This window comes from Streptomyces sp. NPDC012794 (genome assembly GCF_042901085.1).
In the GTDB taxonomy this organism is placed as follows: domain Bacteria; phylum Actinomycetota; class Actinomycetes; order Streptomycetales; family Streptomycetaceae; genus Streptomyces.
In genome coordinates this window covers 1-10905 of the sequence record NZ_JBIBCI010000043.1, presented here as the reverse complement: position 1 = coordinate 10905, position 10905 = coordinate 1, and the positions used below count along the sequence as shown (strand labels likewise).

The following is a 10905-nucleotide window of genomic DNA, read 5'->3' as shown; positions in this document are numbered from 1 at the left end:
GACTGACCGGCTCCCCGCACCAGGCGCACCCCTCCGGGCCGACCTTCCGCAAGATCACGTCATCGTCCATGACCGCACCCTAGCCGTCACTGTGACGGCTTGAGCTGTCGATCTAGCCGTCACAGTGACGGCTAGGGGCGCCCGCGACCCCGCCCCAGCCTGGGGCCAGCACTCGCAGCCCGGGAGCGCCTCCTCGCGGAGCTAGACACGGCAGGGGCCGAGTGGTCCTCGGGAAGGCCCGGTGCGGGGGGTCGGGCCGCACCGGGGCACGAGGGCCTGACGGCCCTCAGCGCCCCCGTGCGGCCCGACGACGGCAGTTGACCGAGTGCGGGCCGGGGAGGCTCTGGACTGCCGCCTACGGGGCCCTGACAGCCCGGGCGGAGTCCAGAGAGCGAGCTATGCCCGTGCGCTTCGCTTACGGGCGCTCGCCCGCCACTCCCTTCGGTCGCAACGGGGCTGGCGCGGCCCCCTGCGGGGCCGACGCCGAGGCCAGCGGCCCGGCCCCTTCGGGCCGGTCCCCCGGCCCGCCCGGCGTGCCGCCGGATCGGGCACGCTGGTGATCCGAAGATCACCAGCGGGGGAGGAGAGCGGAGATGGTGCGGGGGATCCCTGGACAGAAGCGGAGCCACTGCGTGTCGGTGCGCGTGTCGGTCGAGGAGCTGGCGGCGTGGCGCGCGGCGCAGGCCGCGACCGGCCGGCGCGAGCTCGGCGCGTGGGTGCGGGCAGTCGTCACGGAGGCGCTCACCGGTCGGCGCGGTGTGCCGGGTGACGTGCCCGTCGTGCCGCTGGTGAACGCGGCGGCGTACGGCCAGCTGGTCGCCGCGGCGAACAACTTGAACCAGCTGACGAGGTACAGCCACGAGCAGCGCGAGCTCCACACCGCGATCCAGGCCGCCATCGAGGAGGTGGGCCGGGCCGCCCTTGCGGTACGCGGCCTCGGGCCGGACCGCGCAACCGCCGACGACGACGAGCACCAGGACGTCGAGGCCGCCCGGTGATTGCGAAGGTCACCAAGGGGCGCAAGGCCGGCGGGGCGCTCCGGTACGACTTCAGCCCGGGGCACCGCGAGGAGCACAAGGACCCCCGCATCGTGGCGGGGTCCGTACCCGGCACCCCTCAGCAGGTGGCCCGGATCATCGACCGGCACACCCGCCAGCGCGCCGACGTCGCCCGCCCGATCTGGCGGTGCAGCCTCAGCCTCCCCGACGAAGACGGCGAGCTGACTGACGAGAAATGGCAGCAGATCGCCGAGGAGTACGTGGGCCGGATGTGGGGGCACGACGTGCCGTGGGTGGCCGTCCGGCACGGCGCCGACCACATCCACCTGACCGTCAGCCGGGTCAGGTGGTCCGGCGAGCTGGCGTCCGACTCCCACGACTACGCGAGGAGTCGCCCGATCGTCCGTGCGCTGGAGCGCGAGCACGGCCTGATCGATGCGGAGAGCCGGAGCGACCGCGTAGCCCCGCAGGTGTCGGGGCCCGAGCGCGCCGCCGCCCAGCGGCGCGGAGCCGAGCGGCCCGAGCGCGAGCAGCTGCGCGACCTGATCCGCGCCGCCCGCGACGCGTCCGCCGGCGGGGGGAGGCTGGCCTTCGAGCAGGCACTCGCGGCGGCCGGGGTGGACTACCGGGCCAACACCGCCCGGAACGGCAGGATGAGCGGCTACTCGTTCAGCCTGCCCGGGTGGCAGGACTCCGGGGGAGAGCAGGTGTGGGCCGCCGCCTCGAAGGTCAGCCGCGATCTCAGCTGGGCCAAGCTCGATGCGGTGCTGGGGCGCCCGGACCCGCGGATTGCGTACGCGCTCCCGCCCCAGCCCAGGCAGGAGCAAGGACCCACCGCGGAGAGGTCTAGCCCCCCAGTGACGCCGGAGGAACTGCAATTTCTTCGGGGGGTGGCAGCATCCGCCGCGCGAGCGCGGAGCACCACCGTGCCCCGGCGCAAGGTCCGCCTTCAGTCCCCGGACTGGTCAGCTGGCCTCCCGCCCCAGCAGCTTCCGCCGCAGGGCCCCGAGCGGGGGTCCGGGCTAGGCCGGTAGGAGGATTCGGAGATGAGCACTCCCGCACGCCGCCCGCTGGGCACCGGTCCGACGACGAGCACCAGGAGCACGGCGACGCCCCTGAGTCCGCGCCGCCTGCCTGCCGAGCGGATCGAAGACGAGCACCAGGAGCAGGAGCACCAGGAGGTGAGTCACCCCGGGGGCCGGCGGGCTCTCGGGTCGGGCCCGCGGGGCTGACGGCATGGCAACGGCCGCCACCCGTTGCAGGTGGCGGCCGTGTCGGTATGGCTGGCCGATCAGCCGGTCTCGCGGAACTTCTCCAACGATGCCTCCAGTTCGGCCTGCCGCTCGGGATCCTGACGAGCGGCGCGCAGCCGGTCCTTGAACTCTGCGAAGGCCGCGGCCTCCGGGCGCTGAGCCGCGATGGCGGCGGACTCGACCCGGTGCGCGGTGTTGAGGGCCTTGGTGAAGTCCTCCCAGCGTTTGCGGCGCTCGCCCTGGGGACCGTCGAGGTATGCCTGCTGCGTCGCCGCGACCTGCCCGGTGGCGAGCTGAACCCCCGCGTTCCTAGAGGCAACCTGCCGTGCGTCCCGGTCCATCTCAGCGTCCAAGCGGTGCTGGTCGGCCTGTCGCTGCTGGGCGGCTGCCCGCACTTCGTCCCGCCGGTCGGATCGGCCCGTGCCGCCCGCAGCCCGTGCCTCACGCTGTGCGGCCACCTTGCGGTCCGTCTCGACCTTGCGGGCCATGGTTCGGATCAGGGCGGCCTCGGCCCGCTCCTGTGCCTCCCTCACAGTGCGCTCGGGGGTCCAGACGTCCTCACCCCAGACGAGCCCCCAGGACTCCACCAGCGCCCGGACGGCCGCAGGACCGCGCTTCTCGGCCGCCTGCTTGAGCTCCAGCACCCGGCCCCGGACCGGGAGCACGTGTCGGTGCCAGGTGGCCCAGGGGAACCCGCAGACCGGGACCCGCTCCCCCTCCTCGTCAGCCGCCGCGATCTCCGCGTCGGTGCGTTCCTCCAGCTCGACCAGCTCGGCCAGGACCTTGCGGAAGCCGTTGGACCAGTACAGCGAGCGCAGGTTGTAGGTAGCCGCCTCGTACTCCTGGAAGATCGAGCGGTCCCGCAGGCCCTTGCGGCGGTCGCCGGAGTCGAGGAACGCCACGGCATCGGCCGCGATCTGGAACGGCGTGCGGGACCCCCGCCTGCCCTTCTTGCGGTCGCCGCGGGTGACCTCCTGGGCGAGCGAGGTGAAGCGGGCCTGACCGTCGGCGTACTTGAACAGGTAGCGGGCGAGCTTGGACTCATCACCCGCAGCGGCCTGGTCGAGCTTGAGGCCGTGCTCGTTGATCTGGTACCCGCCGGCCTTCTTCACCGCAGTGCCCCAGCGGTCGCGGAGCCGGGCCTCGAAGTCCCGGGCTTCCTCCTCACTGAGGGGGGCGTCGAGGAAGAGCAGCACGTGAAAGTGCGGGTGCCATCCGGCGGCGTGCGAGTGGGTGCACTCCCAGGCCCGGGCCCAGCCCTTGAGGCCATAGCTGTGCTTGAGCTTCTGCCAGTTCTTGCCGGACAGGGAGCCGAAGGCCATCATCCACGCGTCGTGCTGCACGGCCACCAGGCCGTGCCGGTTGCCCTTGCGGAGCGAGCCGAGAGCCATCCGCTCGTAGTGCCGAAGGGTCACGGTCATCATCGCGATCCCGTGCCCGGCGGACATCCAGGCGTTCGTGAAGGTCTCGGCGTCGTCCCCACGGACCGAGTGAATCCGGGTGGCGCACACCGGGCAGGTGTGGACGTTGCCGCAGCGGCACAGCCCCGCGAAGGTCGCCGTGCGCGACGTGATGTTCAGCTCCAGCGTCGCCGCCCCGGATCCCTCAGCCAGGTTCCGGCCGCAGGACCGCACCCGCTCATCGGTCACGATCCGGTGAGCGATCATCCCCTCCCGCAGCGTCTCCAGCTCGTTGCGCACCTGCTTCTCGGACGGCTTTCGGGCCCCCTGACGGCCCTTCCCGGAGGGGTCGTTTTCGGGGGTGGGGGGGTTGCACTTCTCGTATGTAGTTACCGAGGGGCCCGCCGTGCGCGCTCCGGCCGCCTCCCCACCCCCGCTGACCTGGGCTTTTGTGGCGGACGGGGCCGAGTTTCCGGACACTTTCCGGACGCCGGAACGTGCGCCGTCGGATGCCTTCTTAGCGGAGCGAGTGGCGGCCTTCCGGCAGGCATCGGAGCAGAAGCGACGAGGCCGACCCGTAGCAGCCGGCGTAACCACGGTTCCGCAGTGGCATCGAGCGTCCGGCGCGGCGGGCTGCTGTGGCGTGGTAGCGCTGTTCTTCCGTACGCTCGTCATCGAGCAACGTCACCTTGTCTCTGTACGCGAGATCGGGTGGCGGCGGGCCCGGGGCTCTCACACACCCGGGCTCGTGCCATTTCTGAAGCCTGCTGGGGCGAGCCTGCCACAAAGTGGTGGTTCGTCACCGGGAGGACGCGGTAGAGCCCTTGAGGCCCCTGTGGTTTCGAGGACCGAAGAGAGCCCCCGCCAGCTGGCGGGGGCTCTCTTCGTGGGGTCAGCGGTTGTGGCGGATCACGTCACGGCAGCCGCCGGGGAGGTCGAGGACCCAGTCGAAGTCGTCCAGGGTGACGCCCTGGTCGGCAGCGGCATCGAGCATCGCGTCCAGGAGCCGTGTGGCCGCAGCGTGCTCGGCCTCCGTGAGGGGGGCGCCGGCGCGCTGTACGGCGGTGATCCGCTCTCCGGTGGAGCGGCCCTTGGAGTCAGTGTGGCGTCCGATGATCATGAGATTTCCTTAGCTGTGCGGGGCGTGGTCGTGGGTGCTCATGCTCGTGCTCACACGCTGACTCCTTCGAGAGCGGTCTGACCGGGCACCTGCTCAAGCTCCCGGTAGCGGGCGGCGATCCAGCCGGTGGACCAGCCCGTGAGCGCGGCGGTAGCCCGCTGTGAGCGGCCCTCCCTCACCGCCTCCGCGACCGCGCGGCGGGCGTCGTCCTCGCTCATCTTCGCGGCGGCCGGCGCCTCCTGGGCGGTGTCGTGAGCGGGGGTGCTCACGGTGGTGCTCACGGTCGGGCGGGGGGTGCTCACGGCGGCGCTCACGGGCGCCGTGCCGGTACGGCGGGCCTCGGCCGCCTTGCGGTCCCGCTCGGCCCTCTGGATGGCCTCGCGGGCGGTGCGCTCACGGTCGAGGCGCTGCTGCTCCTCGCGGCGAAGCCGGTCCTCGCGCTCCTGCTCCCGCTGCTTCTCCTCTGCCTGGGCACGGCGCGCGGCCTCTTCGCGAGCCGCAGCCCGCTCCCCCCGCTCCCGCTCCATCTGAGCGTCGTGGTCACGCTGCTGCTGGGCGAGCAGGGCGGCGTGCTCACGCTCGCGCTCACGGTCGAGGCGCTCCTGCTCACGGGCGCGCTCCTCAGCGAGCCGGGCGCGCTCACGCTCGGCCTGCTGGGCGTCGCGTACGGCCTGCCGCTCGGCCCGCTCACGCTCCTCGCGCTCACGGCGCTCACGGGCCACGCGCTCACGCTCGGCGGTCCGCTCACCCTCGATCCGGATGACGGCTGCGGTGATGGCGCGGCGCCACTTGAGCGCCGCCTCGGCGGTGACGATGAGCAGGACCGGCGCGACCGAGTGCACGCCGACGCCGACGAGGTCGCCCTTGAGCGCGGAGTCCCCGACGTTGAGCAGCAGGGTCATGAGGCCGGTGAGCCAGCGCAGGGCGAGAGGCCAGGCGCCGGCGTCTCCGTCCAGGCGCGCCACGATGGCGCCGACCCGGACCACGATGATCACAGCGGCGTCCACGACCAGCGGGAGGATGGGGGCGGTCCAGTCCCACTCGTCCGGGGTGACCCGCTGAACGAGCGGGGTCACGGTGAGCACGGAGTAGAGCACCGCTCCGGCGACGATGACCCAGACCAGCCGCAGGGTGCGTTCCGCCGCGGCGACTTGTGCTTGCGTATCGGGGATCCTCAAGAGGCTCTCCAGGGTGTGCGGTAGGTGGCCCCGGGCCCACAGTGGGGCCCGGGGGTGATGCAGAGCTGGTCCATCCTGCCGAGGGGCCCTCGGCGGGTATGGGGGAGGGCTACAGGCGAGCGAGGTGCGCGGCGGCCTGAGCGGCGACGGCATCGGTCTCGGCAGCGGCCTCCCGCAGGCGCTGGGCGCTCTCCTCGGCCTGCCGTATGGCCTCGGCCTGCCGAACGGCAGCCTCCTTGTACGCCTCCTCGGCAGCGGTCACCGCCACCACTTCCGGGCGCCGGAGCTGTCCGTGTCGGACGTGCCGGCCTCGGTGGTGGTGCGGGGCTCCGCCTTGCGGACCCACCCGCCGTCGGCGGCCGAGTAGTCGGTCCGGTGCTTCTCGCGGTCCGCGTCGGACAGGCCCGAGCTCAGGTCGGACTGACTGATCGTCTTGCGGAAAAGTGCCATGATGGGCGCTCCATCTCTTCTGGGGTGGTCGCCCGTCCCGGGGTGCTTGGTAGGTGGCCCGGGGCGGGCATTTTTCGTGGGCCTCAGCCCCTCTCGACGGGGGGCCTCCTCCCCTCTCCAAGAGGGGTAGGCGAGGCGGTAGGTGAGGCGGTAGGCGGCCGGTAGGTAGGCGATCTGACCTGCGGTTTCTACCGACCTACCCGGCGACCGTCCGGGGGGCCGGAAGGGGCTCGGGGAGGGGCTCGGAGTGCACCAGGTAGAGGCCCGGCGAGGGGGCCTCCACCCGGGCCCTGTGCGGGCCCTCGACAGGGGCCTCGACAGGCGCCTCGGTGGGGGCCTGAGCGGGGGGTGCGGAGGGGGCCTCGGGGGCGCCCGTGAGAGCGGCCTCGATGTCGGCCCACCGGACCCCCGGGCGGACCCTCTGCCGGGGCGGTCCGCCAGCGGTCTTCCAGGTGAGCTTGAACTCGCTCACGGGGACCCCCCATTCGGCCGTGAAAGCAGCCCGGAGATCGGCCATGTCCCAGCCCTCGAACAGCGGCTCGGACAGCAAGTCGGCCAAGTGCACGTCACGGTGGCCGTTGGCGGCAGCGATCTTGTGCACGACCGGGGCGACATCGGACAGGTAGAGGGGCTCCGCCTCGTCCTCGGCGGCAGTGGCCGCAGCAGCCGGTGCACCCTCGGGGGAGGGGTCCTCCCCCTCCTCCTGGTCGTCGTCCTTGACCGGCTCGGGCAGGGGAGGGGCGAGCATCAGCGCGGCGATCGACCACACCGCGACGGCCCCGGTGACCACCCACGGGCGCCACGGCGTGAGCAACTGCGCGTACTCCCACACCATCGCGGCCGCCGCACCGGCCAGCCCGGAGACCGCCGTCCCGCCGACGGCCAGGAGGATCAGAGCGTCCGAGGCAGGCCGGCGCACCGGATCGACCGGGGGCGCCTTGGCCTCCTCCGGCTCCGCCAGCTCCTCGTCGTCGTCACCGGTGACAGCCGCCTTGGCCTTGCGGCGCTTCGCCGCGATCGACGCGGCCTTGCGGTCGGCGGCGGCCTGCTTGACGCGCGTGGCCTCAGGGTCGGTCCGCAGCAGCGTCCATCCGGCCGTGACGGCCTGCTTGACGCAGCGGCACGTCCACCGGCACATCACCAAGGACCCCGCCCACCACGATCCGAGGACCGGCCGACCGCCGCCCAGCAGGGACAGGGCCGTCGCGGGGGCGCTCACGCCAGCCCCACAGCGTTCGCCGCCATGATGATCGCGTTGCTGGCGATCAGCCCGACACCACCGACCTGCGCGGCGGACGCTCCGAGCCCGATCCCGCCGAGCGCGGGGACGCTCAGCTTCTTCCAGTCCGGCATGTAGGTGACGATCCCCAGGACCAGCGCCGTCGCGGCCAGACCGAAGTCACCGCCGGACATCTGCTCACCCACCCCCTGGAACACGTTCGTGGGGACGCTGCCGATCCCGTGCACCGCCTGCTGCATCGTGCCCCCGGCTGCCGTGGCCAAGGCGCCGAACAGAACACCCATGTTGGCGGCCTTGTCCCTGGTCAGCGACACGCGCTTGGCGCCACGCAGTCCGAGGAACAGGTACGTGCCGGCGGCGGCCGCGAACCCCGGGACGCCGATCTGACCGAGGAAGGGACCAGCGAGAACAGCCGTCTCGGTGGCGGTGGCGAGCGTGGTCACGAGACGGCTCCAGTCGTGAGGAGGGAGGGGTAGAGGAGAGCGGAGAGTGTGACGGTCGCGAGCGGGATCCGGGCGGCCCACCTCAGGGGGAGCGCCCAACCCCGGGCCCGGGCCCGCCGGTCGAACAGCCACCAGCAGGCGCTGCCCGCGCCGACGGCCAGCGCCAGAGGAGTCAGCAGCTGCGGCCACGGGGCCCACTGGTCGTAGAGGGGGGCGATCAGGGGACCGGTCCCCTGCCCCCACATCCCGGCCGAGATCGCGGCCACCGGAGACGCCAGCCACCCGAAGACCCCACCGATGGGGCGGAACACTTTGCCCAGGTGCCACGCGACCACGGGGGCGGCCACGGACAGCACCGCCACGGACGCGGGGACGGGGTCGGCCTGGAGAGAGGCCAGCAGGGCCGCGCCGCCGTACGGACTCGACGTCGAGGCACCCATCACGCTGTACCCGAGCGCGCCTGCCGAGAGGTTGAAGGCGACGAACCTGATGCGGGGGTTGATCCGGTCCCGCAGCCGCGCCAGGAGCTGGACGGCCTCCTCCGGCATCTCCGGCGACGGCTCCACATCCGTGACGATCACTGTCTCGTGGATCACCGTCTCGTTCACCACGATCAGGCCGCCGCCGCCGTTTTCGGGGGCCTGGTTCCACCAGTACGGCATGTCCGCCGGCGGAACAGGCGGCGGCGGAGGCGGAGGGGTAGCACCCGCTCCCCCCGCCTGCGGCGGAATGATCACCGTCGGCTCGATCGGCTCACGGCCCCTCACCGCACACCCGCCCTCTCCAGCGCCAGGTACAGCGCCCGCCGCTCCGACTGGCGCAGCCCGGCCCGGATCCCCCGAATCTGGAAGACCGACGGCACCTCGCGCAGCTCCTGGACCAGGCAGGCCGCGATCAGCGGGCAGCCGTCGCACATGGCGAGAGCAATCCGTTCGGCGCGGTTGGGGGGCTGTGACAGGCCGGACGCTGCTGCCTCCGGGAAGAAGGCCTCGGGGTCGGTCGTGGCGCAGACGGTCACGGCTCCCTCGGGCGCCGGGCTCAGGTTCCGAGTCATCAGCCGGTACCGGACGACCAGTTCGTCCGTCCCGGGGCGTGCGGTGTGCCGTAAGGCAGCCGTACCCATAGCAAATCCTCCCGATTTACAGGGATTTGACGGCCCGTCGGGCCGTCGCGGTGCCATGAAGGTACAGCACTAGACCGGTCTAGGTCCAGCACTGGATCCGGTGCTATACCTAGAGCGGTAAGTGGTCTACCGTCAGACGTACACAGCTGGACTCAGAGGAGTGCCAGCACGAAGCCGAAGGAGCGCACCGATGAGCGAGGGAGAGGGGTACGCGGGTATCGCCTCGTACTACGCCGACCGCATCAGGAAGGGGGAGATTCCCGCAGGCTCGAAGCTGCCCTCGCTTCGGGACGTCTGCGACTCTCACGGCGTCAGCATGAAGACCGCCGCCCGAGCATTTAGCCAGCTCAAGGCATGGGGGCTGACCGTGCCGAAGCCAGGCGTGGGCACGATCGCGGCGGCGCCGGTAAGCGACAACATCGAGGGGCGCGTCAAGACGTTCGCGGCCACCGGACGAGCCCTGGCGGCGGGGGAGACCTCGGAAATTCTTGAGATCGGCACCGTGGCCGCAGACGAACTCATCGCCACAAGGCTGGACATCGAGCCAGGCACGCCTGTGGCCGTGCGCCGACGGGTCGTGAGCCGGGACGGCGTACCCACGCACTACAGCTCCAGCTACTACCCGGCATACGTCATCTCCGCCGTGCCCGAGCTCATGGAGCCGGTGAGCACCGGCGGTTCCCGCGAGCTGGCATCCGAGCGCCTTGGCAGCGCCCAAAAGGGCGTGCTTGAGGAGGTCACGTGCCGCTTCGCCACCGAAGTCGAAAAGTCGGCTCTCGGTTTGACCGGGTCAGTCCAGGTCATGCAGATCGTACGGACCGTGCACCTGAAAGACGGCCGGATCGTCGAGGTGGGCGTGAAGATCGTCAGCGGCTCCACGCCCCTCAAGTGGTACACGGACCTGGAGTAACCCTCTCCAGTGCAAGAAGCCCCCACCGGCATCTCGGCGGGGGCTTCTTGCGGTTCAGACCGGGGCTCCGCCCACGGACCCCGGCCACCAGTCCCAGAGGGGCGGGGGCACCGCCGACGGGTGCGGGTCCCTGGGTGGATCGGTGGCGGGTCGCGGGGGGTCCCTCCGGTCTGACCGTCCCTCCGCACCATGCCGCACGGCCGCCCGGGGGCGCGACGAAAAGCGTGTCGCACCCCCGGGCGGCCGCACGGCAAACCGAGAGCGCCGCCCAGACCGGAGGGACCCCCCGCTCAGGCCGCCCCCTGGCGCAAGCGCCGAAGGCCGGCGGGCCTACTGGCCGTCGGCGTCCAGACCCTCTATCCACGCGACCCGGCGCGCCAGCTCTGCCTCGATGGCCTCACGGCTCGGCGTCGGGGGGAGAACCGTCCCCGACACCACCACCCGATCCGGCGGCGCGAGAAGGAAGTCGCCCGCGGATTCGGTGGCCGCCGGTACGTCCACCGACGTTCGCTCGACCGCCTCAGCGAGGAAGAGTGCCGCCTGCATCTCCTCCCGCCGCGCGGGTGGTACCGGGGCCGGGGCCGTCCCCTTCGGGGGCCGGTCCTTCTTCATCGGCAGCCCGAGCCGGCGCGCCTCCAGAGCGCGCTGCCGGTGGGAGCGCTGGCAGTACAGGCGGGGGGTACGGGTGCCCAGCTGACTGACCGGCTCCCCGCACCAGGCGCACCCCTCCGGGCCGACCTTCCGCAAGATCACGTCATCGTCCATGACCGCACCCTAGCCGTCACTGTGA

Annotated in this window: 13 protein-coding genes; 3 read left to right on the top strand and 10 right to left on the bottom strand. The window is 72.2% G+C overall.

Going from position 1 to position 10905, the window contains the following annotated elements; translation table 11 throughout:
* Window positions 1–632: 632 nt before the first annotated feature.
* Together ACFY7H_RS33770 and ACFY7H_RS33765 are read left to right on the top strand one after the other, a co-directional pair.
* On the top strand, window positions 633–998 hold the full coding sequence (locus ACFY7H_RS33770; protein ID WP_388946467.1) for a hypothetical protein: 366 nt from the start codon (window positions 633–635) through the stop codon (window positions 996–998).
* Window positions 995–2032 carry a relaxase/mobilization nuclease domain-containing protein gene (locus ACFY7H_RS33765; protein WP_388946465.1) on the top strand — a complete coding sequence of 346 codons (1038 nt, stop codon included), beginning with the start codon at window positions 995–997 and terminating at the stop codon, window positions 2030–2032. Before ACFY7H_RS33770 ends, ACFY7H_RS33765 begins: the two co-directional genes overlap by 4 nt.
* Before the next feature lie 257 nt (window positions 2033–2289).
* Here ACFY7H_RS33765 and ACFY7H_RS33760 read toward each other — a convergent pair whose 3' ends face one another.
* The 9 genes from ACFY7H_RS33760 to ACFY7H_RS33720 form a co-directional block, all read right to left on the bottom strand.
* On the bottom strand, window positions 2290–3951 hold the full coding sequence (locus tag ACFY7H_RS33760; protein WP_388946462.1) for a hypothetical protein: 1662 nt from the start codon (window positions 3949–3951) through the stop codon (window positions 2290–2292).
* Window positions 3952–4543: 592 nt separating this feature from the next.
* On the bottom strand, window positions 4544–4771 hold the full coding sequence (locus ACFY7H_RS33755) for a hypothetical protein (protein WP_388946459.1): 228 nt from the start codon (window positions 4769–4771) through the stop codon (window positions 4544–4546).
* A 50-nt stretch (window positions 4772–4821) separates the two neighbouring features.
* Window positions 4822–5949, bottom strand: a complete 1128-nt coding sequence (locus ACFY7H_RS33750) for a DUF2637 domain-containing protein (protein ID WP_388946457.1) — start codon at window positions 5947–5949, stop codon at window positions 4822–4824.
* Window positions 5950–6058: 109 nt separating this feature from the next.
* Window positions 6059–6217, bottom strand: coding sequence for a hypothetical protein (locus tag ACFY7H_RS33745; protein WP_388946454.1), 159 nt, complete (start codon window positions 6215–6217; stop codon window positions 6059–6061).
* A complete protein-coding gene (locus tag ACFY7H_RS33740) occupies window positions 6208–6399 on the bottom strand; it encodes a hypothetical protein (RefSeq protein ID WP_388946450.1) in 192 nt (63 codons plus the stop codon). The genes ACFY7H_RS33745 and ACFY7H_RS33740 overlap by 10 nt, the downstream gene beginning before the upstream one ends.
* A gap of 196 nt (window positions 6400–6595) precedes the next feature.
* Entirely contained in the window at window positions 6596–7618 is a 1023-nt protein-coding gene (locus tag ACFY7H_RS33735; protein WP_388946449.1) for a hypothetical protein, read from the bottom strand.
* Window positions 7615–8082 (bottom strand): hypothetical protein, encoded by a 468-nt coding sequence (locus ACFY7H_RS33730; RefSeq protein WP_388946446.1) that lies wholly within the window; start codon window positions 8080–8082, stop codon window positions 7615–7617. The genes ACFY7H_RS33735 and ACFY7H_RS33730 overlap by 4 nt, the downstream gene beginning before the upstream one ends.
* Window positions 8079–8744: a hypothetical protein gene (locus tag ACFY7H_RS33725; RefSeq protein WP_388946443.1), complete on the bottom strand. Its 666-nt coding sequence runs from the start codon at window positions 8742–8744 to the stop codon at window positions 8079–8081. Before ACFY7H_RS33725 ends, ACFY7H_RS33730 begins: the two co-directional genes overlap by 4 nt.
* A gap of 101 nt (window positions 8745–8845) precedes the next feature.
* Window positions 8846–9205, bottom strand: a complete 360-nt coding sequence (locus ACFY7H_RS33720; protein ID WP_388946440.1) for a WhiB family transcriptional regulator — start codon at window positions 9203–9205, stop codon at window positions 8846–8848.
* A 190-nt stretch (window positions 9206–9395) separates the two neighbouring features.
* On the opposite strand from ACFY7H_RS33720, the gene ACFY7H_RS33715 reads away from it, so the two are divergent.
* Window positions 9396–10115: a GntR family transcriptional regulator gene (locus ACFY7H_RS33715; protein ID WP_388946437.1), complete on the top strand. Its 720-nt coding sequence runs from the start codon at window positions 9396–9398 to the stop codon at window positions 10113–10115.
* 330 nt (window positions 10116–10445) lie between these two features.
* On the opposite strand, the gene ACFY7H_RS33710 is transcribed toward ACFY7H_RS33715, so the two are convergent.
* The gene (locus ACFY7H_RS33710; protein WP_388946433.1) at window positions 10446–10880 is read right to left on the bottom strand and encodes a hypothetical protein; all 435 of its coding nucleotides are present in this window, start codon (window positions 10878–10880) and stop codon (window positions 10446–10448) included.
* Window positions 10881–10905: the final 25 nt, after the last annotated feature.